The sequence below is a fragment of the Vibrio sp. B172a genome (assembly GCF_030248355.1).
GTDB classification, from domain to species: domain Bacteria; phylum Pseudomonadota; class Gammaproteobacteria; order Enterobacterales; family Vibrionaceae; genus Vibrio; species Vibrio owensii.
This window is the reverse complement of the sequence record NZ_JAHGAC010000022.1, coordinates 150,103-174,548: the sequence shown is the minus strand read 5'-3', so window position 1 is coordinate 174,548 and position 24,446 is coordinate 150,103. Positions and strand designations below refer to the sequence as shown.

The following is a 24,446-nucleotide window of genomic DNA, read 5'->3' as shown; positions in this document are numbered from 1 at the left end:
AGCACGTTAACTTAGTACATGGTGTTCCCGTTTGCAGACTCTTTCGGGATTTCTTGCAAGGCATCCCAATGCTCGACAATCTTGCCGTTTAAATCAAAGCGGAAGAAATCCATCGTTACGTATTCCACGTCATCAGGCCACGTTTGGTGCGTATGCAGCGCCACTAAATTGCCCTCTGCGACTGCGCGAACAAATGCAATGTCTTTTTCTGGGTACTCTTCCTGCATTCTCTCGAAGTAAGCGATAAAAGGATCAGGACCATTACCCACTAACGGGTTGTGTTGAATATACTCGTCCCCTACGTAAAGCTCGACCGCTTTTCTTGGGTTTCCTCGATATGCCATCTCATAGAAAGCAATGGCATTACGTTTGTTCTCTTCAATGTCGATTTGCAAGGTGCTCATGGGTTTCTCCTATTCAACTCGCGATCGTCTACAAAGCGTAGTCGAGAATTAAAGCGCGGAGCATCTCCCTCGTAACGAATAAACAAAAATGCCGCACTGTGTCATACGGCATTTAGAGTTTGATGAGAAGTAATCTTTATGATCAGTTGGTCGTTTTTTCAAATCTCGCAACAAGGCTGGTTTGGTCGAAATTGCGATAACCTCGCACCATAATGCTGAACGTTCCTGCGGGTTTATTTAGAACACATTGTTCATTGCTCCCATTTTGGAATGGACGACAATCAAAGTTACTGACTGACACTTGATCGTTGTATTTCACAAAGAGATCCGCATCGCCACTTCTTGGCCCAGACAAGGAAATGGTCACCTTCCCCTCCTCTTGAGTTTCAAAACTAAAGAACTGTTCCTCTCCATAGCCTGCTCGTAAATTCTCAACGGGCTCACCATCTTGTAAGGGGGTCACGCCAGTCGTGCTGTCCATGCTTGATTCAATCAAATAGGCGATAGCAAGCTTGGCAAAGTTACTGGCATGCGAGGCGGTCGGGTCTGAATTTTCCAACGTATCAAATTGGGTATGAATATTCGGGTTGTAGTCTTCAAACATACTTTCGAATGGCATGGCTGCCGGATAACCAGCATTGTGCCAGGAGGCATGGTCAGAACAAGCATAGCCGCAGCGATCAAACTGGTAGGTAATTTCAGGCGTGTACACATCAATCAACTCAGACAAAAATGCCGTCAAGTGGCTATCGGTATAATCGGTGATAAACGTAATATCATGCGCAGAACCGCTGTAATTGGTCATGTCTAATTGCAACACGGATAACACGTTGGCGTTTTCGTCTTTCAGCATTTCAACGATGTCTTGCGAGCCTCTCAGCCCAACTTCTTCTGCGGCATAGCCATAGAATTTGATGGTTCTGTCTGGCTGGATACCGCTGGCAATCATTAAGCGAAGTGACTCTGTCACCGTTGCAATACCCGAAGCATCGTCATCGGCGCCCGGAGAAATGGTTCCCTCTTCTGTCCATGCGCCAGCTGTAGAGTCTAGGTGCCCACCCACGACAACAATTTCTTCAGGGTATTTCGCACCCAGCAACGTCACTTCTACCGACTTTTGTGGGTAGCCGCGATGGGAAATTTGCTCCGCAGAAGCATAAGAGACTCCTTCAATCTCTTGGTTCCAACGCGCCAGTAACCAATCAGAGGCTTCAACACCCGTAGCGGTGGTATAGAAACGATTGGTAAATGACGTCATGCCTTCTATGGTCTTCACCAAGTTCGTCGGCTCTACTTGATTGATGAGAGCCTCAACCGTGTCATGATGGCTGATCATCGGTTTGTTAAACGTCTTCAATGTAGTTGGCATGGTTGCGGCTTTCAATGCACTGGCTTTGTCCGGGTGCACCATATACCCACCGCAGCGATGCTTTTCATGATGCATGTGACTGGATAGCGTCGCTAACTGATCTGGCGATATTTTCGCGACCACAGCGGGACGAGCACCAAAGAAATCAGAATAAACCGTGGCTCCGTGTTTGGTAATAAGATCCAACGCATCCGCATCGGTGGTGATCCAAACTTGTTCTTGCTCGGTCAATTCATTGGCTACAACACTGCTGCTCAACGTACTGCTCAACAGTGCCAATGCTAAAAGACTCTTTTTCATATTGGTATTTTCCTTTACTAACCTTACTGACGAAAAAAGGGCTCCGTCTGGAGCCCTTTGCTATTGTGTTGTTATTTGTTTGGTTTGATGAATCGGTAACGCTTGGTTTCAGAACATACGTTGCCCGAAGTACACACTTGGTACTCCACGTCGATAGTGCCATTGTGCTCAAATTGGTCGACGTAAGACTTAAAGTCTGTTGCACCAACGTTCTTACCGTTACGTTTAACAATGAAGTAATCGTTGGTGTCGTACTTCCAAGACAACTTCACGCGAGCCTTACCATTCGGGAACTTGTTACCGAAGTTGAGTTTCAGCGGGAACGCATCTGTTTGGCCTTCTTCAATCGTTACCGTTTGTGTGGTTGATGTCGCAGAGCCTGCATCGTCCGTTACGGTTAATGTCACCGCATAATCACCCGCTGCGGCGTAAGTGTGCGTCACCATTTCGCCAGTTTGCGAACTGCCGTCACCTAGGTTCCATTGGTAAGAAACAATGCTGCCGTCGCTATCGCTACTGGTGCTGCGAAGTGTCACTGTTTTACCAGAAACAGACTGATCAAACGACGCTACTGGAGGAAGGTTTGCACTGCTATCGTCATACGTTGCCGTGAGTTCCGCACTGTCATACTCAGCGTAACCAAATACGTTCACCGTGTAGCGCCCCTGCTCTGGGTTCTCAATCACACACACTTCATCGCTAACGGACAAGCTAGAACAAATATTTTCAGTTGAAGAAGGCGCGTAATCGAAGCCTACGTAAATATCTGGATCACCATTTGGCACGGTTAGATTGATTGTAAGCTGCGGTTGGCCTTCTGGGACTTCGATATCAAAATAGGTTTTCGACCCAGTAGCGCCATTTACTGTGACTGATTGGCCGTTTTCAAGACGCTGATATTCTGGCTCTGGCGGCAGCGGTGGCTCTGCACATGGCTCAACACCGACAACTGCAAATGCATCCACAACCGCAGAGGCGTCATATCCTAGGTCGTTGGCTGCGTTCTTCACACCACATGCGCCTTGCCAAAAATCACTGTCTTGTGACCAGTAAATTTGGTTCGCGAGCACAAACAGTTCAAACGCCTTTTTGGTATCCCAACCGGATGTCGTTGCTAAGTGATAGAAGGCTTTGTTGAAAACACCCGAGCTGTAATGCACATTTAAACCATCATAGTAGTCTTGTGCATGGTTGATAGAAGAACCATCTCGTGAAGGATCATCCATGTAACGCAATGCCCCTTCCTCTTTGAAGATGTCTTTACCAACCATCCAGTCATTCTCACCTTTCATGTAGAACTCTGCGGCTTCACCTGCAATATCAGAGAAAGCTTCGTTCATACCACCAGATTGGTTTGCATACACTAGCCCCGAGTTTTGCTCAGTAAAGCCGTGGCTCACTTCGTGCGCTGAAACATCCAGACTGACCAATGGGTAGAAATAACTCTCACCGTCACCAAACGTCATCGCTTGGCCATCCCAGAAGGCGTTTTCATAACCCGTGCCGTAGTGAACACGCATCATCAATTTGAAAGTGAGCGGCGCAGTATCGAACCAGTTTTTGTACATGTCGAATACGATATTGCCAAAGTAATGAGCATCGTTCAGTGGAGAGTAAGCGCCGTTAATTTCTTGAAATTCATTACGAGGACACTCGTAGCTGTAAGGTGTAGAACCTTCAGTGGCACCATTTAGGTTAACCGTGATGACGTTCTCCGACTCCATCACACAATTGTTGCCATCTTCTTGTACGTCGAGGTAATGGTAGTCAGTGCCGTATTCATACATGCCTGTTTTTTCATTACCACCAGGACCAGTACCGATTTGCGCATGAGCAATCCCTTCCCAACGGTCGATAACTTCACCACTGTGCGCATCTAACATGGTAAATGGGCGAGAAGGTTGAAGGCTGTTTGCTAGCAGATAAGAAACCACGTAAACCAATCGTGTTTGTTTGCCATCTTGATAAATGAATAACTCATCTTCGACATTTCTTAGAAACTTGCCTGCGATGCCTTTATTCTCCAGGTTCTTTGACGCAACCTTTAGCGCTTCTGCTCGGTTCAACTTAGGTTTTACAAAGCTTCGATCTAAGTCGTTTACGCGCAAGTAATTGCCTTGCACGGCCTTTAAAGCGCCGCCTTTAAAGCTTTGGGTCGCGTTCAGTGAATGTCCCCAAACAGGAATACCCCAGACATTTTGCTGAATCTTTACCTTATAAACACCGCGCTTTTTAAGGTGAATGCTCTTAACCTGTTTAAAGCTCGATGCATTATTAACACCCAATTGTGAATTAAGCCCAGAGAAGTTGGTAAAGTTGACTGGCTTATTCAATGTCACTGATTCACCGGCATGGACTGACATCGTCATGACACCTGCAACAGCGATAGCTATCAGACGTTTCTTGATTTTCATTTATCTATCTCCTTGATGTGTTCGCGTCGAATCTATCAGAAAAAAATACACCGGAGTCGATAATTAAGATCAATAAAATAGTTGTGATACATCAATTAAATAAATTCATGAAACTGGTAAAAATGAAAATTACAAATTTATTCCAATGACCTTTTTTAGGAAAGAAGATCTCATTTATAAAATCAAGAAATGCTATTTTTATCACTAGATATTTTTGTTTAAAAATATTGTTTATTTTATCTAATTATAAACAAACAATACTACTACGACTAAATGATTAGATGAATACAATGAGGAGAAACCCTAGGCTGGAGGGGGAATTTAGCACAATTAACTTTATGATTTCAAATATAACAATCAAAATTCAAATATTGCATTTGAACTTAGAATGAATGCCATCCCAATTGAATGAACGCCTATAAAGCAAGGGTTTTAACAGCACTGGAGCCTATTTAATTCAAAGGACTAAGTAATACTAAAGTTTACACCAACCACCTAATCCCACATTTAAATAAAGTATATTTTCCTAGAACAGCAGCGAACAGAATATAAAGGCATTAATTATGAATAGATAAATTACAAATGAGATGATAATAAACAACGTTTTAAACAATAGGTAAAAGAATAAATTTAGTGAGACTAATGAAAACAACGCTCATATATATTGGTTAGAACAAAAACAAACAAATCGAATGTAATAATAGTGAGTCAAAAAACGTTATATTTAATATTATAAACGAGGTGAGATACACATAAACCAGAGAGCAAGGTTAGGAAAATAAAAAAGGCTACCCTTGGGCAGCCTCACACTTTTATTCATTAATGTATCAATATCAGGCTAATTCGCCAGCACCTTGTTGAGAACGTTCACTGTTCTCAACAAGAAAAACCGTGGCAGTTTGTTTAAGCGCGTTCCATTCTGCGTCCTCGACAAAGATGCCCTCTTCCCATGATGTTTTCTGCGCATGGCTCAGCTCTTCACCATCAATATGAATTGCGTAACCTTGAGAGCTCGCTTCGATATCAAAATCCGTTACTGCAAGCTCTATCGTCATACTGTGATAGTCGGTACTGTAATCTTCAATCTGGTCAGAAAAGAATACCTCTGGTGCTATCCGCCCACGATTTAACACATACAAGGTTCGCTTAGGACTAGTGCCATTAACCCACTGAGCACGGCATGCAATGCCTTTGGCAGAGAGCCTAACTAACTCACTAAATGCTAGCCAGCGATTGTGGCATTGTTTCAGTGTGATAGTGACGCTCTTGCTGTTGACCATTTTCTCAAGCGCAAAATCCAACACCGCCGGTAAATGACAGGCGATACTGCCATTGTGTAACTCGACTTCGATATGAGAGTCGGTGTTACTCGTAATGCTGACCGCGCAATCTGAATCTAAGTTGAGAAACAGGCTGGCGTTGTTGAAGTGACGCACTCCGTGCAAACCCACCATTTGCAGATCCGCAACCATATTGGCAATCACATCGGCTTCACCGCAATGACGGCGCATACCAAGAAAAGCTTTGTTTACTGCTGCTACCAGCTCGTTATGCGAGACGATCATAATGCAAAACCTCCACTGATTTTTTGATTGTCGCTTTGCGCGATTTCTTCACGCTCTGGCATGGTTGGGAAAATCCACGTATCGCTGAAACGCGGGTCCTGAATCTCATCAAGCAAAGGTGCGCACTGGAAGAAGGTCACACGCACCCATCGGTCTGAACGTGGATCGAACTTGGTCGCCCCAAAGATAGCCAACTTACAACGCAGTAGATGCATTGGTAGTGCGTCTTCACGTAGCACGTTCATCTGGATATCACCCATTTCTCGGTTGCCGAGCGTCCATACACGACGAGTGATGGCACGATACTGTGGATGCTGCAGTAAGAACTCCGCCAACGATGTTTCTGGCTGACACGTTTGCAGCGCATGATAGAGGTGGTTTACTTGTCGACCTATATCGAGTGGTAGCTCGCGTTCTTCACCGATTTCTTCTCCACGAACGCCTAGCCTTGGTTCTTCTTTGTCTTGCGAACGATACCAGAACCAATAGTTGTTTTCCGGTAACGTGTAGTCGGCATCGATTGACCAACGGTATTTGCTCTCTAGTATTTGCAACACATCTTGAACGATTTTTCCGCCTGGAATAGAGAGTGATTCGTCGGTGTTCATTTGGTTTTCAAATTCATCAACCAAAGACGGGTAAAGCTCGATCAAACATGAAGTTAGGATTTCTTGGGCTTCCAAACTCATAGTTGTGGTTTGTTTGCTCAAGCTTGCCCAATTCGAGTGCTCTGCCATCAAAGCATTTAAGTTGATTTGTAGCGCTTGGAGATCAGCAATGGCTTGATGGTTAAGCTGATCTTGATGTTCATTGATTGTTATTACTTGCTCTAAGTGTCGCTGCGCTTTTTTAAGCAAGGCTTTTAATGGTTGCTCTAGCTCGCTAGGTTCACATGGCATAGCAAGCACGCTGGCAATCGCACGCTCACGTGATGTCATCCATTGGTCGACGATGCATGGATGATTGATTAAATATGGCGCCATACCCAAGCCAGTTGCATTCCCCACACCAAGATAGCGCTGCAAACCTTTGTGAAGTGCGATGGCGTTCTCTCCCCCCTTTTGCGCAGCAAGGTAATGAACCCAATCTAAGCTGAATTCACGCAGCATATATACGGCACACATCTGTGCACTGAAGGACTGGTTGAAATCAGGGTTGTTCTCTAGCAGTTTAAAATCGGCAATGCCAAATTTACCGTTACCATAAACGGCGGTGGTTCTTAGGATGTAACCCACTTCTGCCAGTTCCGAAGGCTCTGGCTGCTCACCTTTAGAAAGTGCATTCACAATGTGCTCAAACACACGAACGCTTTTATTCGCACGAGCAAGAACAAGCACGTTGTTTGGATTGCGCCCCGCTTCTTGCAAAGGTACATTGGCTCGAAGTTGCTCTAACAGTTCAACATTAACCTCGCCTTTGACCAACGCAAAGGTTACGTCCCATTTCTCAGCAATGACTCGGTCGTTACGCTCTTCATCAGCAATTTCATCGCAAAACACAACCAAGTGATAAACGTGTTCCGGCGTCGCTAATTTGTAAATCACATGACCAAAACCGCGTGGACACAATTGCCACTCATGTTTGCTCACTTGCCATTCCTGACTCGCCATTTTTCGGATCAAACTTCGCACAAAGCTGATTCGATTTTGGTGCATAGCCCCTAGCCTGTCTGGTGCCATCACAATTGCAGCGTTGCGAAGTGTTGTTTCAGTGTAAGTAGAACGATGTGCATCCATTTTGCTCACCACTTATTTTTTATTGTAAGAATAAGGGCTTGTGCGGGTGTGGGGAGGAATCACCCACACAAGCGCCACGTTATTGGGTTTGCTCTTTTTGTTATAACCGTTGTTATAGCCCTTGCTCTTTTGCCATCTTCATAGCGATCTGCGGCGCATTCCAAAGTGACGGTAACAGTATTAATGACACTGGAACGGCTGTAATCACGATGAAGGATTGCAGGGCTGATATACCGCCAGAGCCAAGTGAGATGAGAATCAACGCCGTGATACCCATAGCCACGCCCCAGAAGGTACGAATAATCGCATTTGGTTCTGTCTCACCACTGATCACAACACTGATGGTGTACGTCATTGAGTCACCGGTGGTAACGATGAAGATGGTGGTCAAAATCAAGAACAAGATGGAAACCAACATTGGCATCGGCAGTTGTTGAGTCACTGCGAGTAACGCGCCCGGTAAGTTGAAGCCTTCAAATGCCGCGCTCACACTGCCCGGATTGGCGATTTCAAACGCTAGGCCAGAGCCACCAACAATGGTGAACCAAAAACACGTGGTAAGCGGAGCAACAATGCTGATCGTCGAGATGATTTGACGAATACTGCGACCGCGAGAGATACGAGCAATGAAGATTGCCATCATCGGTCCGTAGCCCAAGAACCAGCCCCAGAAGAATACTGTCCACCAACTCAGCCAACCTTCATCACCACGATAGGTCGCCATTGGGATGAAGTTATCCAACATGCTGCCTACCCCTTGAATGTAACCATTGAAGATAAAGTCTGTCGGGCCAAAGAGAAGGATGTAAGCCATCAATACCAGCGCAAGAATCACGTTGTAGCGACTCAGCATTTGCATCCCGCGGTTTAAGCCACTCAGCGCAGAGACGGTGTACAACACAATCGCAAATAAGATGATGATCAACTGTGTGGTAAAGCCATCTGGGATATCAAACAGCGCATTTAACGCGTAGCTAACCTGTAAACCTAGGAAACCAATCGGTCCAATGGTTCCTGCCGCTACAGCGATGATGCAACATGCGTCAATCAATGCGCCTGTTTGACCTTTTAGCGCTCGCTCACCCAACACTGGATAAAGCAAGATGCGAGGTTTTAACGGCAAGCCTTTATCGTAGTGTAAATGCATGACCACGATAGACGTTAAGCTGCCAACGATCGCCCACGCTAGAAAACCCCAGTGCATGAAAGATTGCGATAGTGCGTTCACTGCACCTTGCTGTGGATTGTCTTGCGGACCATACAAAGGTGGAGGACTCACGTAGTGCGCGATAGGCTCTGCCGCCGCCCAAAATACGCCACCGCCAGCTAAAAGCGTACAGAAGATGATTGCCATCCAACGAAAACCGTCCATTTCCGGCTTCGTTGTTCCACCTAAAATCACCTTGCCTGTTCGCCCTGCAGCCAAGCCAAGACCAATAAGAAAAGTGAGAAGAAGCAGTATCTGCCAGTACGGACCGAAGACTTTTACTGACCACGCAAAGCCCGTATTAACTAACGTTGATAGCAACTCTCCATCGTAAAGCGCGATAGCGACGAATAAGGCAATAAAGCCGCCGCTATACCAAAGTGCCGGGTTACTTAACCCTAACTTATCCGGTGAATTTTCCGTTGCTGAAGTGTCGTTGTGTTTTGCTTGGTGCTTCTTTGATGACACGCTCATCGTTGAAGCTTTCATGCTATTGGTTAGATCAGACATACTCTGACTCCAGAGGTTTATTGCAGCTGCCATAACGGCTACAAAAAGTGACTTTAACACTCGCCTTGTTATTATTTTTTGAGCGAGCTATTCCATGTTTATTTGGGTTACGACCTAGCTCGCCTCCAGCCCTTCTTTAAGGAAGTTAAACCAGTTCTCACCCAGGATTTTTCCTGCCTCGGATTCACTGAATCCATGACGCATTAAGCCGTTGTAAATGTTCTCCATCCCTTTACTGCCACTAAACCAAGGCAACGCATCAGGCCAACCAGCGTTGTTTGCTGAGCCTTCGCCATAATCCATCGCTTTCGACCAACGACCGTTGCGCATCCACTCAAGCACTTGCTGTGGTTGGTTTAAACAAAGATCACTACCGATACCCAAATGATCCACACCGAACAGGTCAGCTGTTTTCGCGACCATTTGGCAGAAATCTTCTAGCGTGCATTGGCTTCCGTTTGGAAGATGGAATGGGTAAAGACTAAAGCCAATCAAGCCGCCACGTTCGGTGAGCGCTTTAATGACGTTGTTCGATTTATTACGCAGAGCATCATGAGCAAACGTTGGGTTCGCGTGACTAATACAAATGGGACGTGAAGAAAGGTCAATCGCTTCCAACGTTGAGCGCTCTGCACTGTGGGACATATCGATGATCATCCCGACACGGTTCATCTCTTCGATGGCTTGTTTACCAAAACGCGTGACACCAGAGTCGTTCTGCTCATAGCACCCTGTCGCCAGCAAGCTCTGGTTGTTATAGGTCAGCTGCATAATCAGCAAACCTTGACGACGCATGACTTCTATTAAGCCGATTTCATCGTCAATTGGGGAGCAATTCTGTGCACCAAAAAAGACGCCAACCTTTCCCTCTGCTTTTGCTTTCTCGACGTCAGCCATCGAGTAAATAGGCATAATCAGATCTGCATTTTGTTCGAATCTCAGGTTCCATTCGGCAAAGCGAGTTAAGGTCTCACGTGCATTCTCGTGATAAACAATCGTTGCATGCACAGCCGTAATACCGCTCGCCTTCAGCATTTGGAAGTATTCTCGATCCCAATTGCAGTACTGCAATCCATCAATCACAATCCGTTGTTGGTACATAACCACTCCTTAAACGTTAATGAGCCTTTAAGGTTGGGCAGCGGAATCCTCGCTGCCCTATTTCACTTAGTAAGGACGTTGATAAGCGGTTTTCACCACGGTGTAGAATTCTTTTGCGTATTGACCTTGCTCGCGTGGACCAAAGCTCGACTCTTTACGACCACCAAACGGCACGTGGTAATCCGTACCCGCGGTTGGTAGGTTGACCATGACACAGCCAGTTTGAGCTTGCTGTTTGAAGATGGCGCTATTACGAAGGCTTTGCGTGATGATGCCGCCAGTCAAGCCAAAGCGAGTATCGTTTACTACTGCAATGGCTTCGTCCAAGTCAGAAACTCGAATCACACTTGCCATTGGCGCAAACACTTCTTCTTGGTTCACTTCCCAACTGTTTTGCGTATTGAGGAAAAGAGTTGGCGACATGTAGAAACCGTCATGTTTCAAGTTCAAACGCTCGCCACCGAATGCTAACTCCGCACCACTCTGACGAGCTTTCTCAATCCATTCGAAGTTCGCATTCAATTGGTTTCCATCCACAACAGGCCCCATGAACACACCGTCTTCTAAAGCGTGACCTACTTTAAGTTCGCTCATACGTTTGACCAGTGCTTCCACGTAGGCATCGTGAATACCATCCATGACGACAAGGCGAGAAGACGCGGTACACTTCTGACCTGCTCCAGAGAAAGAGCCTGCAATGGTCGCTTCAACTGCGATTTGAATGTCTGCATCATCGGCAACCACAAGTGCATTCTTACTGCCCATCTCTAACTGACAGCGCACAAAATTCGGTGCCGTTGCTGCCGCTACTTTGCGTCCGGTATCAACAGAGCCAGTAAAGCTCACACCATTTACGTCTTTCGAGTTGATAAGCGTGTTACCCACTTGAGAGCCACTGCCCAACACAAGGTTGAACGTGCCTGCTGGTAATCCTTGACGATGAATAATATCCGTCAGTGCAACCGCACTTGCTGGCGTTAGATTGGCGGGCTTCCATACTACGCTGTTACCGAACGCAAGCGCTGGCGCGATTTTCCATGCAGCCGTAGCGGTTGGGAAATTCCAAGGAGAGATAATGGCGATAACGCCGACGGCTTCACGAGTGACCTCAACGGAAACGCCTGGACGGATAGAAGCTGCGTTATCGCCAATTTGACGCAGCACTTCCGCCGCGAAATATTGGAAGAATTGACCGGCGCGGTAGATTTCACCACGACCTTCAGCAAACGGTTTACCTTCTTCACGTGAAAGCAGCGTGCCAAGCTCATCACAACGAGCAATTAGCTCATCACCAATCGCCTGCAAAACCGCTTGTTTGCGCTCAATCGGCGTTTTTTCCCACTCTGGCTGCGCAACTTTGGCTGCTTGAATGGCTTGCTCTACTTGACCTTCACTCGCCTGAGCAAAATCGCCTAAATTCTCACTGATGTCTGAAGGGTTAATGTTCGCAATCGTATCAATGCCAGATTGCCATTCGCCTGCAATGTAGAGAGATTTCTCTGCTTGAACATTATTGATAAAAGTCATTGCTCTGTCCTTATTCTTCCTGACGTCTGGTGCTCGCCACCAGCTCACTAATTCTCACTGACAAAGCCCGGTAATGAGGCTTTGATTATTATTCTTTACTCTGGCTGACTCGCTGATGCGTACACCACAAACTCCACTAACATCTCTTCACGCGCTAGTCCCGCCACGACCATAGCGGCGCGATTAGGATAAGGCGCCTCAAAATACTCAGCGTAGACTTGGTTAACCGTTTTTAAGTACTCACGATCCGTCACATAAATCAGCACCTGCAGAACAGAATCTAAAGACTCCCCTGCACACTCCAACGTGTGAACGAGATTATTAAAGGTTTGACGAGTCTGGGCTTCGATACCGCCTTCCACGACAGCTCCGGTATCATCAATCGGGATTTGCGCGGTGTATAACGTGCCATTGTTGACAATTGCCCATTCCAGCGGCGCTTTAGAGGCAAACAATGCGGTTTTGACTGGGTATTTTTTCGTAGAAGTATTCACGTGCCTTTCAACCTTTGTAACAACCTTGTTTCAAGATGGTTAAATACTGCACATTGACAGGCGATAAATCGAACGGTAAATTTTTTACATTTGATAAGAAAAATCTATCACTTTATTAAAACTAAGGTAAATAAAGGGATTGCAGAGGTTTCGCTATGAGTATCAAGCTTCAACAATTAAAGCATTTTGTGATGGTGGTCGAGGAAGGTGGTTTTAGAGCAGCGTCACATCGAGCGAACCGTTCTCAGGCAGCGCTGTCAACGTCAATCAAAGAACTGGAAAAAATACTCGGTCAAACCCTATTTGAGCCGGGCAATAAATCCAAACTCACTCCATTCGGTGAAATCTGCCTGCCTAAGATCATTCAGTTTCTCAACATCTATAACGCTCTAGATAACGATCTAAAAGCCGCCGCCGCAGGGCAACAAGGTCGAGTGCGCATCGCCAGCGTCCCTTCTGTTGCAGCCAAGTTGATTCCTAGCGTGCTCGGCGCATTCTGCGAACAGCACCCAAACGTAGAAGTCAGTTTGATTGATGATAATGCCGCTGGGGTTGAAGCGCGTTTGTTATCAGGCGAAGTCGATTTAGCGCTGGGTAACCCATCACATTTAGACGAAGGCGGTATCGAGTTTACCCCGTTAATCTCTGACCCCATTGGCGTGGTGTGTTTGAAGGATAACCCTATCGCTCAGCATCCAGAAGGAATCGAGTGGCAAACGCTTTTAGAACAACCTTTTATTCGAAACGGAACTTGCACCCTACTCGATCCCACGCCTGCACGCGCGCTAAGTGAACAGGCTTTATATTCCGTTGAGAACATCACATCTTTGTTCTCCGTTCTTGAGCTCGGTATTGGTGTCACCACCTTGCCAAAATTAGCGTTCCCGACCAACGAAACTCGACTGGTTTGGATTCCGCTGATCGATCCGCCTTTGGAAAGGCAAGTTGGCATCTTTACTCTGACGGATAGAACCATCTCCCCTCAGGCAAAAGCGTTTCATGATTTATGCATTCACTACTTGAACTACCAAGAAGAAGTCGAAACTGCATAAGCATAACTCACAACTAAAAAGCCCCTGACACGTTAAGCATCAGGGGCTTTTTGAAATTTCATGAGTCAGAACACGTTACTTTCTGCGCTTGTAAACCACACAGAAGTTGCCACGCTTGGTACGACACTTAGAGCAGCGTTCGCAGTCCACTTCAGCACGGTTGCCGTCTTTCCAGCGCTTGATCAATTGTGGCTCTGCCAATAACGGACGAGAAAGCGCGAAGAACTGAATCTTGGTGTTTTCAGCCAAGTCTTCGATCGCACAGAAGTCATTTAAGCCACCTACGGTAATCACCGGTACGTTCACATCTTGGCTGATCACTTGGCCGTACTCGTGGAAGTAGCCTTCTTCTTGTAGCGTGTAACCGTCGAACGATTCACCTACCATGGTGCTTGCGTTGCCGTGAATGTTACCCGATACAATGATCGCATCCACGCCCACTTCTTCTAGCTTCTTACAAACAATGCGCGTTTCATCGAACGTCAAACCGCCATCGAAGAATTCTGTTGCTGTCAGCTTCACTAGAATCGGGAAATCGTCACCAACTAGCTTGCGTGTTTCGGCATAGATCTCCATAAGGAAACGCATGCGGTTCTCAAGACTGCCGCCATATTGGTCTTCACGACGGTTGTAGTATGGGCTTAAGAACTGGTTGATCAAGTACGTGTGCGCCGCGTGGATTTCTACACCATCAAAGCCAGAATCTTGCGCACGCTTGCTCGCTAGCGCAAATGCTTTAACGATGTAGTCAATCTCATCTTGAGTCATCGCTTTGCCTTCCGTTTTGGTGCCGCGCTCTGGCACTTCACTTGGAGCAAAAATCACACGCTCGCCAACGTTGAATGTTGTTTTTGTGCCGCCGTAAGCGATCTGCATAACGATCTTAGCGTCATGTTCGTGGGCAAGGTCAGTCAGCTTTTTGTATTCATCGATGAAAGAGTCGTTGTAGATCCCCATCATGCCTGCGTTCGGTTTCTCTTCTTCTACGATGTTCGCATAACCAGTAACGATCAGACCCACTTCACCTTTGGCAAGTTCTTCATAAATGTCGTACAACTTCTCGGTCATATGACCGTCTTCTGTCGCCATATTTTCCCACGTTGCACTTCGTACAAAGCGGTTCTTTAGTGTCATGTTGCCAATGCGGGCTTCTGAAAACAAAATGCTCAAGTCCAGTCCTCTTAAAATCTGTCTTTTTAGATGCATCACTACCGAGCAGGAACGAAAAAGGAACAGCGATACACAAAGCATGGCTGTTCCTTCTCTGAATTTCTGTTCAGTGCGATGAGCGACGCGAACCTTACCGCCGAAACTGCGGCAAAACTTTAATCTGGATTAAGGTTTGGTGAGATAGATCACCGATTCCGCATTCATTGGTTTTGTTATCACCACTACTACTGATGGCATCAATCGTTAACTCAGATTTACTTTCCTCTAATGAATAAATGGCAGTGGAATCAACTCTAAACCAAGCACGCCACTGATGCTCATTACGACCAATAACGACACCTTAAACACCGCTTTGGACCATTGGATATAGTTGTTGTAATTCACTTTTTGGAATGTCACCCGCGTCCACATAAAGCACACTGCTGCCGAGACTGCTAAATACTCGTACCCAGCTTCACCCAACATAAACAACCCGATAGCAACCACACCAAAAGCAACCACGTACGCCTTCATATGTTGATGCGCTTTGGTAATGCCCTCTTTAACGGGAAGAACAGGAATGCCTGCATCGCGGTAATCTTGCATGCGGAACATCGCAATCGCGTAAGAGTGCGGCATCTGCCAAAGACAAAACATGATGAACAGTAAAATCGCTTCTAAGCTGATGTAGTTCGTCACAGCAAGGTAGCCCACTAGCGGAGGAACCGCGCCAGAAATGCTGCCGACTAAGGTGCCGTAGACCGAATTTCGCTTGTACCACATGGTGTAGAAGAAGACGTAAAACACGTAACCCAAGAGTACAACCACAGCCGAGAGCGGATTCACTAGTTGAAACAGTAACGCTGTGCCATTCAACAGCAACACCAAAGCGTAAACAAACGCCGCATCGATGTTGATGTTTCCCATCACCAATTCACGGTTTTGCGTGCGCTTCATTTTTTGGTCGATATCGCGGTCGAAGATGTTGTTCACCACGCATCCTGATGCAATCACAAGCCCCACGCCAACTAACGTTGTCAGCAACAACAGAAAGTTAGCGGGTTCTGATTTTGCGGCGAGGAAGAACCCCGCCGCAACAGAAATCAGGTTGCCGAAAATGATGCCCGGTTTGGTAATAGACAAATAACTTTTCAGCATACCCTTGCCTACAACTTCATGTTGACGTTCATGTTGTAGATGATCCAGATCGAGCCAGCGATCAGAATCAACACAACAATGGCGGTAAACATCAGTGACACCACGTTCCACTGACCTTCTGACGTTTTCACTTCCATGTGCAGGAAGTACTTAAAGTGCACGAAGATCTGCACAATCGCACAACCAAATAACACAGCATAAGTCGCGGTATCTGGCAGCACTTGCGCCCACACACAGTAGAAAGGAATCACGGTCAGGATCAGAGACGCAATAAAGCCTTTTACGTAATCAGAGGCACCTGTATCTAGATGTTGTTCCATTACATAACCCCCAATAAGTAAACGATGGTGAATACACAAATCCAAACGATGTCTAGGAAGTGCCAGAACAAGCTCAAGCACTGGAATCGCATCGACATGTTATCGTTCAAGCCTTTGGTGGACAGTTGGTGGTAGCACACAGCTAGCCAGATCAAACCAAAGGTTACGTGCAGACCGTGTGTTCCAACCAAAGTGAAGAACGCAGATAGGAATGCACTTTCTTGTGGACCGTAGCCTTCAACAATCAGGTGATGGAACTCGTACACTTCCATCCCGATAAAGCCAGCGCCAAGTAAGAAGGTCACTTTTAACCAACGTTTTAAACCTGCAACGTCTTTGCGCTTCATCGCAATCATGCCGAAGCCAAACGTGATACTGCTGAACAGCAGCAACATGGTTTCTACAAACACGAACGGTAGTTCGAAAATGTCTTTACCGGTTGGACCCGCAATAGATCCGCTTTCTAGTACTGCGTAAGTCGCGAACAAAGTCGCAAACAATACACAGTCACTCATTAGGTAAATCCAGAAACCAAACTGCTTAATGCCTGCAGAATCATGGTGATGATCGTGGTCGTGAACCGCAACATTAGCTTGCATAGGTCACCTCCAGATCGTCTTTCTTATCGTTGTCTGTCACTTCGTTTTTCTTCGCTTCTTCAAGTTGAGCTCGACGCTCCGCCTCAATCGCTTTGATTTCTTCTACTTCAACGTAGTAATCCACGTCGTCGTTGTAGCTGTGTTGGATACACGTCACGATGATGCCAACAAAGCTTGCTGCTGCTAGCCACCAGATGTACCAAATCATCGCGAAGCCAAATACCAATGCCCATGCAGACACATAGATACCTGTTGGTGTGTTCTTCGGCATGTGGATGCGTTCGTATTCCACTTCTTTGGTTGGATCGAATTCGCCACTCTGCTTTTGGTACCAGAACGCGTCTAGCTCATCGCCTTTTGGTAGGTGTGCAAAGTTGTAGAACGGCGGTGGTGAAGACGTCGCCCACTCAAAGGTACGACCGCCCCATGGGTCACCCGTTAGGTCACGGTTTTGCTCGCGGTCACGAACACTCACGTAGATTTGGATGAACTGACAAACCACGCCAAGCGCAATCACTGCCGTACCAGCTGCGGCAACTGCCAACAGTGGGAAGTACTCTGGGTTCAGATCTTGGCTTAGACGACGCGTCATACCCATAAAGCCCAGTGCATAAAGCGGTAAGAACGCCATTAGGAAACCGACAATCCAGCAAATGAATGCACGTTTGCCCCATGTTTCGTTCATGGTGAAGCCAGTTGCTTTCGGGAACCAGTATGTGATTGCTGCGAAACAACCGAATACCACACCACCGATGATTACGTTATGGAAGTGCGCAATCAGGAACACTGAGTTGTGCAGAACAAAGTCTGCGCCTGGTACTGCCATTAGTACGCCCGTCATACCACCTACAGAGAAGGTAATCAGGAAGCCAACTGTCCACATCATCGGCGTGGTAAAGCGGATTCGCCCTTTGTACATGGTGAATAGCCAGTTGAAGATCTTCACCCCGGTAGGGATAGAGATAATCATGGTGGCGATGCCGAAGAATGCATTCACATTTGCACCTGAGCCCATGGTGAAGAAGTGATGCAGCCAAACGACGAACGCCAAAATCGTAATTACGATGGTTGCCCATACTAGCGAGGTGTAACCGAACAGCTTCTTGCGTGAGAAGGTTGCCGTTACCTCAGAGAACACACCAAAAATAGGCAAGATCAGGATGTACACTTCTGGGTGACCCCATGCCCAAATCAGGTTGACGTACATCATCACGTTGCCGCCAAGGTCATTGGTGAAGAAGTGCGTACCGATGTAGCGATCCAACGTCAGTAGCGCGATGGTTACCGTTAGGATTGGGAATGAAATGATGATTAGAATGTTGGCACACAGGGACGCCCACGTGAACACTGGCATCTTCATCATTGGCATAGACGGCGTACGCATGCGCAAAATAGTTGCAAAGAAGTTCACGCCCGTCAGCGTGGTGCCGACACCGGATATTTGCAGCGCCCATATCCAATAATCCACCCCAACTCCGGGGCTTGCCTCAATACCAGACAGCGGCGGATATGCCAACCAACCAGTACGACCAAACTCACCCAAGCCAAGTGACATGTTAGTGAGGATCACGCCCACAACAAACAGCCAGAAACTTAGGTTGTTTAGGTAAGGGAATGCCACATCACGCGCACCAATTTGCAGCGGTACAATGATGTTCATCAAACCAATCACCAACGGCATCGCCACGAAGAAAATCATGATTACGCCATGGGCAGTAAAGATTTGATCGTAGTGATGTGGTGGTAAATAACCGCTCTCGCCTGCCGCAGAAAGCAGTTGTTGGCTACGCATCATGACCGCGTCAGCAAAGCCACGAATCAACATCACCATTGCCACAGCGATGTACATAAAGCCTAGTTTTTTGTGGTCTACCGAAGTAAACCATTCATTCCATAAGTATTGCCACTTACCCGCTTTGGTTATCGCCGCAACGACAGCCAAACCAACGATCGCGATCACTGCTAGAGTGACGACAATAATCGGCTCGTGATAAGGGATTGATTCAAGTGTTAATCTTCCAAACATTGCGATTATCCTAGATTTTCCGGCAAACAGTTCATTGAACCCGGATGCTGGGTCACGACGTCGGTGAACAAAAATGGTGGAATACTAGAGAACATCTTCACAGGCTCCGCCACCGTTGGTGATGCAAGCGCACGGAATTGCTCCCAGTCTTCGATTCGATCAGGGCTGGCTTTCACTTGCTGAACCCAATTCAGGAATGCAGTGCGATCTTCCATTGCTGCTGCGGTAAATTTCATCTGCGAGAAACCCTTACCGCTGTAGTTAGAAGCAAAGCCTTTGTAATCCCCTGTGTGGTTCGCAATCAGATTCAACTTGGTCACCATGCCTGGCATCGCGTAGATCTGAGTACCGAGACGCGGGATAAAGAACGCGTTCATGATGTTGTCTGAGGTCAGTTTGAACTGAACCGGAACATCTTTCGGAAACGCCACGTAGTTCACTGTCGCAATGTTCTCTTCTGGATAGATGAACAGCCATTTCCAGTCGAGTGACACCACCTCAATGGTGATGGGTTTGACGTCACTTGCGATGGGCTTGGATGGCTCTAACTCGTGAGTAGAACGCCAAGTGATGGTTGCCAGAATCGCGATGATGATGATTGGAATCGTCCACACCACCACTTCAATCTTGGTCGAGTGCGCCCACTCTGGAGCGTATTCCTCGCCAGTGTTCGACTCTCGGTAGCGGTAAGCAAAATAGATTGTCATTAAAATCACGGGGATCACGACAATCAGCATCAGTAAAAGCGCTGTAATGATCAGTTCTTTTTCCTGAACGCCAATACTACCTTTCGGGTCAAGTAGAGCAGAGTTACACCCTGAAAGCATAAGAATGGTTCCTGCCAAACTTATCCTCGCTAAGATGCGTTTGTATCTTGAAGCTTCCATTAACTTTCTCGATGGTTAGCCAACAACAGAGCAAGCCCTGCGATTGGTTGTCTTGGTCATTAGAATATTTTTGTGTTGAGCTTGTGCAGCAATGGACTTCTTGGTGGGAGGTATCAAGTTGCTTGATGGTTAAAACCACACTCACAACGTGAGTTTATTGTTACACTTTGAAATACATTGTTACATTCGAGCGCATTATGCGGAGGGAAAAAGGAAAGCTCATTAGCCACAGATGGAAACTAACGTTCCATTTATGAAAGCTTATATTGAGATAGGAATAGCAAAACAGGTGCACAACATTAACGTACTACAGCGCATATTCTTTTCTTTACAGTAACTTAAGCAATGTAAACGAGAAGAGTAATCAGTTGCGTATTCGGCACGAGAGTGTGAGCTACATTAGGAAGTGCGAATTAAGGAAAGCGTGACCAGTATCATAGTTATGAATTCACATACTATTTACATGGCATTTCGAATTTCAATCATCACGAACAACCTTTCATTCATAGCTTTTATATTTTGACGAATAACGGGGAAACTGCCCACTGCACTGTTAACTCACTTTAACACTAAGTAGCGACGTCTTTAGCTTGAGAACATTTCATTCTGTACATTTAAATTCGTGAGTTCATTCGAGGCTAGGAAGCTAACAGTCTTTGTTGGGCTTACGATGAGTTTATTGTTTGATTACGGTGAAAAATCAGGCATTACGGTCATGTCCAAACTTCTTATTCTAACGTTCTATTACGTCATCATTTTTTCTTTCACAGTGTGGCTCTGGTCTGACGCAGACGACTCGATTAAAACTGGTTTGTTTTATTTCGTGTTCGGAATGGCATTCTTCCAAAATGCTTATTACACACACAAAATTGAGACACTCAAAAACAAGAAAGAGCCGTAATCGGCTCTTTCTTCACATTCTCATTCCGCCATCCACTTCGAGCACTCGCCCTGTGAAGTAGTCGTTTTCAAGAATGTATTTCACAGCATGAGCGATCTCGCCCGTCTCCCCCATCCTACCGACGGGTATCATCTTTTGCAGTCGATCTATGGCTTCTGGTTTCATTTGATCTGCCATTGCCGTTTTGACGACACCGGGCGCAATAGCCGCAGAGCGAATGCCATATCTGGCGAGTTCTCTTGCCCATGTTGTTGCCATGGTTGCGACCGCAGCTTTCGATGCAGAGTAATTGGTTTGTCCAATATTGCCCGCTCTCGCCACGCTAGATATGTTAATGATGGCGCCTTTCGAGCCACTCTCGATCATTTTGACTGCCGCTTCTCGACCACACAAAAACGTGCCCGTGACATTCACGTTCATCACTAGGTTGAACTGCTCAAGCGACATCTTAGTGATCTCACCGTCTTTGGCTTTGACTAATAACCCATCTCGCAAGACGCCAGCGTTATTAACTAAGCCATTTAGCTGCCCAAAGTCTTGAAGAATCTCATTAAAGGTATCCTCCACTTCAGATTCATTGGTGACATCAAGTCGATAGATCAATGCTTTGGCACTGAGCATCCGGCATTGTTCTTGGGTATTCAGCAGTCCCGTTTCGTTAACATCAAGCAATGCTAAATCCGCGCCCGCTTGAGCAAGGCTGACTGCCATCATCTGCCCTAACCCTTGCCCCGCACCTGTGATTGCAATGACACTGTTTTTTAAATCCATATCTGTACTCCATTACTGGATAACTTCCATGCTTAAACGCCTGATAGGGAATCTCGCTTTTAGCCCTTCTGGTTCTTATAGAATTCAAACAAGCTTGAAAAGTCGAGTTCTGCATGACCTGCTGCGTTATGGAATGCATAAAGGTTACGAGCCAAAGAGCCCATCGGAACAGAAGAGTTGGTTTGCAACGCCGCATCCAAGCCTAAGCCAAGATCTTTTAGCATCAACTTGCTCATAAAGCCGGGATTGTATTGATTGCTCGCGGGCGCAGAATCCATTACACCGGGGCATGGATTATAGAGCTCTAACGCCCAGTTTCGACCAGAGCTTTGCAGCATGATATTGGATAAGACTTTCGGGTCGAGACCATGGTCAATACCGAGATTGAGTGCCTCACAGGTTCCTGACATCAAGATACCCAACATCAGGTTATTACAGATTTTTGCCATCTGACCGTCGCCCGCTTTACCAGCGTGGAACACGTTCTTGCCCATGTATTGCAAGATCGCATTGGCTTTGGAGAATGCTTCATCCGAGCCTCCAACAATAAAGGTCAGCGTTGCTGCTTTTGCGCCTGCTACACCACCAGAGACAGGAGAATCGACAAACAACAATCGTTTGTTCTGAGCTTCGTTCGCCACTAAGCGAGCAGAATCTGGATCGATGGTCGAACAGTCAATCAGCAATGCGTTGTCCTGCACAATGTTGAGCAGACCGACACCACCGTGCAAATCCCCCAAGTACACCGCGCGCACGTGTGCACCTGCTGGTAGCATGGTGATGACGGTTCCAGCGCCATCTACGGCTTCTTCTAACGTACTGGCAACCACCGCGCCAAACGGTTCAAGTTGCTTCGCCGCGTTCACATCCACATCGAACACTTGCACGTGAAACCCTGACGCCAATAGGTTTTGTGCCATTGGACTGCCCATGTTGCCCAAGCCAATAAATGCAATGGTACTCATGTTGTTTCTCCTTATTTTCCTAGCTGTGCAAGTGGATGTTCCTCTTCTGACCAAAGAGAAGTGAACAAGGTATCGATGACGCTTTCATCGACTTCACTGACGCTGTTAAACATCCATTTTGGATTGCCATCTTTATCAACTAATCGAGAGCGCACGCCCTCTTCAAACTCACCGAGTAATGCGCTGCGAACTGACAAGGTAAGCTCTAGACGGAAACAATCCGCCAACGACAAACGGTGGTACTCTTTGACTTGTCTAAAACAGATATGTGCGGTGATTGGACTGCCCGCAACAAACGATTTTTGTGCGTTCTCAAGCCATTGGGTGTCGCCTTCCATTGCTTGAATACGTTGGGCAATCTGATTTAAGTCATAGCCTTTGCAGGCTTCTTTAATTTGGTCGAGATAAGGGCAAATCTGAGTTGTCGGCTTACTGTCGATGACTTGATCTTCCATCAATTGAAGTAACGCACTGACAAGCGCTTTGGCATCGGCAGAGCTCCAATCGACTTGTTTCAGTTCTTCTAACAGTTCCGGATATTGCTCTTCCAGCAGCAACCATTCCGCCAACCCTATAGTGACAGCGTCACTTGAATTCACCATTGCACCAGTTAGACCAAGGAACAAACCTACCTCTGGGTCGATTTGGCTTAAGAACCAAGTGCCACCCACGTCTGGGTAAAGCCCGATATTGATCTCTGGCATCGCGAGACGAGATTTAGGGGTGACGACCCTGTGGCTGGTGCCCATAAACAAGCCCATGCCGCCGCCCATCACAATGCCCTCTCCCCAACCAATGATTGGCTTTTGGTAGGTATGAATCAGGTAATCGCATTCGTACTCAAGCGAGAAGTAATTAGAACAGAACTCTGCGGTCTCTTCTTTGCTTTTCTCGTGCATGACGTGGTACATGGTTCGTACATCGCCCCCTGCACAAAACGCTTTTTCACCCGCGCCATTGAGGATGACACACACCAAATCAGGGTCATCTTGCCATTCGATAAGTTGGTCGTTGAGCTCTGCCAACATATCGTAAGTCAACGCGTTCAAAGAAGCCGTGTTGTCTAACGTCGCGATACCAATTCGGTGCACGCCGTCTAAGCAATCTATTTCGCTAATGGTTACTTTCCCTGTCATGCGACCTCCTATTGATTCTTCCAGTTGGGTTTACGTTTTTCTAAGAAGGCACGAACCCCCTCGGTTTGATCTTCGGTATCGAATAAGTTTAGAAACAGTTCTCGCTCTTTTATCAGACCATGTTTGAGTGGCGCTGAGCGCATGTTTTGGATAAGCGCTTTACATGCGGTTACCGAAGACGGCGATTGATTGGCAACCGATTCTGCAAGCTCAATGGCTTTATTAAGCGCTCCACCTTTTGCCACCACTTCTTCTGCTAACCCGAGTTCTCGCGCTTGCGCGGCACCGACTTGTTCACCGCACAATATGATGCGTTTCGCCCAACCTTCACCGACCAACGCGGTTAGGTTTTGCGTACCACCAGCACAAGGCAGTAAGCCCACTTTCGCCTCTGGCAGTGCCAGTACGGCTTGCTCTTCTACCACACGAATATCACACGCCAATGCGACTTCTAATCCGCCTCCCATGGCGTAGCCGTTGATGGCAGCGATAGAAACCCCTCGAAATGCAGAGAGCGTTTCAAAGGCTTCACCAAAGATACGCGCCATTTCTAACGCAACCGCTTTATCGCCATCGGCAAACAACTTGAGGTCTGCTCCCGCCGAGAAAAACTTCTCTCCATTCCCTGTGAGCACTAGAGCGTAAACGTCTTTATTGTCGTTTAACGCCAGCACTAACTCTTTCAACGCGGTTAAGCTTTGTGACGTCCAAGTATTGGCGGGCGGGTTGTTCATGGTCACCACCGCAACATGATTGCTGATGGTATGTTGAATCGCTTGTTGTTCTGTTAGTGACATATCTCTGAATCCTTTCTGATGAAAATGACCTGAGTTTTATGAATAAAAGCAGAGCTTG

The 24,446-nt window shown here is 46.7% G+C and carries 21 protein-coding genes; 2 read left to right on the top strand and 19 right to left on the bottom strand.

What is annotated here, in order from left to right:
• Window positions 1-11: 11 nt before the first annotated feature.
• The 9 genes from KIT90_RS19470 to KIT90_RS19430 all read right to left on the bottom strand — a co-directional run bounded on the left by KIT90_RS19470 (window position 12) and on the right by KIT90_RS19430 (window position 12,627).
• Window positions 12-404, bottom strand: coding sequence for a nuclear transport factor 2 family protein (locus KIT90_RS19470; protein ID WP_080764979.1), 393 nt, complete (start codon window positions 402-404; stop codon window positions 12-14).
• Between the two features lie 142 nt (window positions 405-546).
• Window positions 547-2,073, bottom strand: a complete 1,527-nt coding sequence (locus KIT90_RS19465; protein WP_285378139.1) for a M28 family metallopeptidase — start codon at window positions 2,071-2,073, stop codon at window positions 547-549.
• 71 nt (window positions 2,074-2,144) lie between these two features.
• A complete protein-coding gene (locus KIT90_RS19460; RefSeq protein WP_285378137.1) occupies window positions 2,145-4,487 on the bottom strand; it encodes a M4 family metallopeptidase in 2,343 nt (780 codons plus the stop codon).
• A gap of 833 nt (window positions 4,488-5,320) precedes the next feature.
• Window positions 5,321-6,052 carry a DUF3726 domain-containing protein gene (locus KIT90_RS19455; RefSeq protein WP_285378135.1) on the bottom strand — a complete coding sequence of 244 codons (732 nt, stop codon included), beginning with the start codon at window positions 6,050-6,052 and terminating at the stop codon, window positions 5,321-5,323.
• A complete protein-coding gene (locus KIT90_RS19450; RefSeq protein ID WP_285378134.1) occupies window positions 6,049-7,788 on the bottom strand; it encodes a hypothetical protein in 1,740 nt (579 codons plus the stop codon). The genes KIT90_RS19455 and KIT90_RS19450 overlap by 4 nt, the downstream gene beginning before the upstream one ends.
• A 112-nt stretch (window positions 7,789-7,900) precedes the next feature.
• Entirely contained in the window at window positions 7,901-9,469 is a 1,569-nt protein-coding gene (locus KIT90_RS19445) for a BCCT family transporter (RefSeq protein ID WP_373417704.1), read from the bottom strand.
• Window positions 9,470-9,619: 150 nt separating this feature from the next.
• Complete coding sequence (locus KIT90_RS19440) at window positions 9,620-10,606, bottom strand: membrane dipeptidase (RefSeq protein ID WP_285378132.1); 987 nt, start codon at window positions 10,604-10,606, stop codon at window positions 9,620-9,622.
• Between the two features lie 66 nt (window positions 10,607-10,672).
• Entirely contained in the window at window positions 10,673-12,133 is a 1,461-nt protein-coding gene (locus KIT90_RS19435) for an aldehyde dehydrogenase family protein (protein ID WP_285378130.1), read from the bottom strand.
• Window positions 12,134-12,228: 95 nt separating this feature from the next.
• Entirely contained in the window at window positions 12,229-12,627 is a 399-nt protein-coding gene (locus KIT90_RS19430) for a RidA family protein (RefSeq protein ID WP_009704646.1), read from the bottom strand.
• A 155-nt stretch (window positions 12,628-12,782) separates the two neighbouring features.
• Between KIT90_RS19430 and KIT90_RS19425 the strand changes: the two genes are divergently transcribed.
• Complete coding sequence (locus KIT90_RS19425; protein WP_009704647.1) at window positions 12,783-13,679, top strand: LysR family transcriptional regulator; 897 nt, start codon at window positions 12,783-12,785, stop codon at window positions 13,677-13,679.
• Window positions 13,680-13,754: 75 nt separating this feature from the next.
• Here the strand turns inward: KIT90_RS19425 and KIT90_RS19420 are convergent, their stop codons facing one another.
• From KIT90_RS19420 to cyoA, 6 genes are all read right to left on the bottom strand, one after another.
• Window positions 13,755-14,849: an NADH:flavin oxidoreductase gene (locus KIT90_RS19420; RefSeq protein ID WP_285378127.1), complete on the bottom strand. Its 1,095-nt coding sequence runs from the start codon at window positions 14,847-14,849 to the stop codon at window positions 13,755-13,757.
• Between the two features lie 264 nt (window positions 14,850-15,113).
• Entirely contained in the window at window positions 15,114-15,986 is an 873-nt protein-coding gene (cyoE, locus tag KIT90_RS19415; RefSeq protein WP_005451612.1) for a heme o synthase, read from the bottom strand.
• 8 nt (window positions 15,987-15,994) lie between these two features.
• Window positions 15,995-16,306 carry a cytochrome o ubiquinol oxidase subunit IV gene (cyoD, locus tag KIT90_RS19410; RefSeq protein WP_005443825.1) on the bottom strand — a complete coding sequence of 104 codons (312 nt, stop codon included), beginning with the start codon at window positions 16,304-16,306 and terminating at the stop codon, window positions 15,995-15,997.
• Window positions 16,306-16,905 carry a cytochrome o ubiquinol oxidase subunit III gene (gene cyoC, locus KIT90_RS19405; protein WP_285378124.1) on the bottom strand — a complete coding sequence of 200 codons (600 nt, stop codon included), beginning with the start codon at window positions 16,903-16,905 and terminating at the stop codon, window positions 16,306-16,308. Before cyoC ends, cyoD begins: the two co-directional genes overlap by 1 nt.
• Window positions 16,895-18,931, bottom strand: a complete 2,037-nt coding sequence (gene cyoB, locus KIT90_RS19400) for a cytochrome o ubiquinol oxidase subunit I (protein ID WP_285378122.1) — start codon at window positions 18,929-18,931, stop codon at window positions 16,895-16,897. Before cyoB ends, cyoC begins: the two co-directional genes overlap by 11 nt.
• A 5-nt stretch (window positions 18,932-18,936) precedes the next feature.
• A complete protein-coding gene (gene cyoA, locus KIT90_RS19395; protein ID WP_078609229.1) occupies window positions 18,937-19,818 on the bottom strand; it encodes a ubiquinol oxidase subunit II in 882 nt (293 codons plus the stop codon).
• Window positions 19,819-20,488: 670 nt separating this feature from the next.
• On the opposite strand from cyoA, the gene KIT90_RS19390 reads away from it, so the two are divergent.
• Window positions 20,489-20,719 (top strand): hypothetical protein, encoded by a 231-nt coding sequence (locus tag KIT90_RS19390; RefSeq protein WP_041053329.1) that lies wholly within the window; start codon window positions 20,489-20,491, stop codon window positions 20,717-20,719.
• 12 nt (window positions 20,720-20,731) lie between these two features.
• Here the strand turns inward: KIT90_RS19390 and KIT90_RS19385 are convergent, their stop codons facing one another.
• The 4 genes from KIT90_RS19385 to KIT90_RS19370 are packed head-to-tail and all read right to left on the bottom strand — an operon-like array spanning window position 20,732 to window position 24,388.
• Window positions 20,732-21,490 carry an SDR family oxidoreductase gene (locus tag KIT90_RS19385; protein ID WP_009696178.1) on the bottom strand — a complete coding sequence of 253 codons (759 nt, stop codon included), beginning with the start codon at window positions 21,488-21,490 and terminating at the stop codon, window positions 20,732-20,734.
• A 59-nt stretch (window positions 21,491-21,549) separates the two neighbouring features.
• A complete protein-coding gene (gene mmsB, locus KIT90_RS19380; protein WP_005451602.1) occupies window positions 21,550-22,455 on the bottom strand; it encodes a 3-hydroxyisobutyrate dehydrogenase in 906 nt (301 codons plus the stop codon).
• Window positions 22,456-22,466: 11 nt separating this feature from the next.
• A complete protein-coding gene (locus KIT90_RS19375) occupies window positions 22,467-23,591 on the bottom strand; it encodes an enoyl-CoA hydratase/isomerase family protein (RefSeq protein ID WP_074051548.1) in 1,125 nt (374 codons plus the stop codon).
• 8 nt (window positions 23,592-23,599) lie between these two features.
• Window positions 23,600-24,388: an enoyl-CoA hydratase gene (locus tag KIT90_RS19370; protein WP_009701914.1), complete on the bottom strand. Its 789-nt coding sequence runs from the start codon at window positions 24,386-24,388 to the stop codon at window positions 23,600-23,602.
• Between the last annotated feature and the right edge of the window lie 58 nt (window positions 24,389-24,446).

Bases quoted from the DNA above. Each gene is read 5' to 3' on its own strand.
- KIT90_RS19435 (WP_285378130.1), bottom strand. From the start codon at position 12,133: ATGACTTTTATCAATAATGTTCAAGCAGAGAAATCTCTCTACATTGCA.
- KIT90_RS19460 (WP_285378137.1), bottom strand. From the start codon at position 4,487: ATGAAAATCAAGAAACGTCTGATAGCTATCGCTGTTGCAGGTGTCATG.
- KIT90_RS19450 (WP_285378134.1), bottom strand. From the start codon at position 7,788: ATGGATGCACATCGTTCTACTTACACTGAAACAACACTTCGCAACGCT.
- cyoD (WP_005443825.1), bottom strand. From the start codon at position 16,306: ATGGAACAACATCTAGATACAGGTGCCTCTGATTACGTAAAAGGCTTT.
- KIT90_RS19455 (WP_285378135.1), bottom strand. From the start codon at position 6,052: ATGATCGTCTCGCATAACGAGCTGGTAGCAGCAGTAAACAAAGCTTTT.
- KIT90_RS19390 (WP_041053329.1), top strand. From the start codon at position 20,489: ATGAGTTTATTGTTTGATTACGGTGAAAAATCAGGCATTACGGTCATG.
- KIT90_RS19370 (WP_009701914.1), bottom strand. From the start codon at position 24,388: ATGTCACTAACAGAACAACAAGCGATTCAACATACCATCAGCAATCAT.
- KIT90_RS19470 (WP_080764979.1), bottom strand. From the start codon at position 404: ATGAGCACCTTGCAAATCGACATTGAAGAGAACAAACGTAATGCCATT.
- cyoE (WP_005451612.1), bottom strand. From the start codon at position 15,986: ATGCTGAAAAGTTATTTGTCTATTACCAAACCGGGCATCATTTTCGGC.
- cyoC (WP_285378124.1), bottom strand. From the start codon at position 16,905: ATGCAAGCTAATGTTGCGGTTCACGACCACGATCATCACCATGATTCT.
- KIT90_RS19440 (WP_285378132.1), bottom strand. From the start codon at position 10,606: ATGTACCAACAACGGATTGTGATTGATGGATTGCAGTACTGCAATTGG.
- cyoA (WP_078609229.1), bottom strand. From the start codon at position 19,818: ATGGAAGCTTCAAGATACAAACGCATCTTAGCGAGGATAAGTTTGGCA.
- KIT90_RS19375 (WP_074051548.1), bottom strand. From the start codon at position 23,591: ATGACAGGGAAAGTAACCATTAGCGAAATAGATTGCTTAGACGGCGTG.
- KIT90_RS19465 (WP_285378139.1), bottom strand. From the start codon at position 2,073: ATGAAAAAGAGTCTTTTAGCATTGGCACTGTTGAGCAGTACGTTGAGC.
- cyoB (WP_285378122.1), bottom strand. From the start codon at position 18,931: ATGTTTGGAAGATTAACACTTGAATCAATCCCTTATCACGAGCCGATT.
- mmsB (WP_005451602.1), bottom strand. From the start codon at position 22,455: ATGAGTACCATTGCATTTATTGGCTTGGGCAACATGGGCAGTCCAATG.
- KIT90_RS19425 (WP_009704647.1), top strand. From the start codon at position 12,783: ATGAGTATCAAGCTTCAACAATTAAAGCATTTTGTGATGGTGGTCGAG.
- KIT90_RS19445 (WP_373417704.1), bottom strand. From the start codon at position 9,469: ATGAGCGTGTCATCAAAGAAGCACCAAGCAAAACACAACGACACTTCA.
- KIT90_RS19385 (WP_009696178.1), bottom strand. From the start codon at position 21,490: ATGGATTTAAAAAACAGTGTCATTGCAATCACAGGTGCGGGGCAAGGG.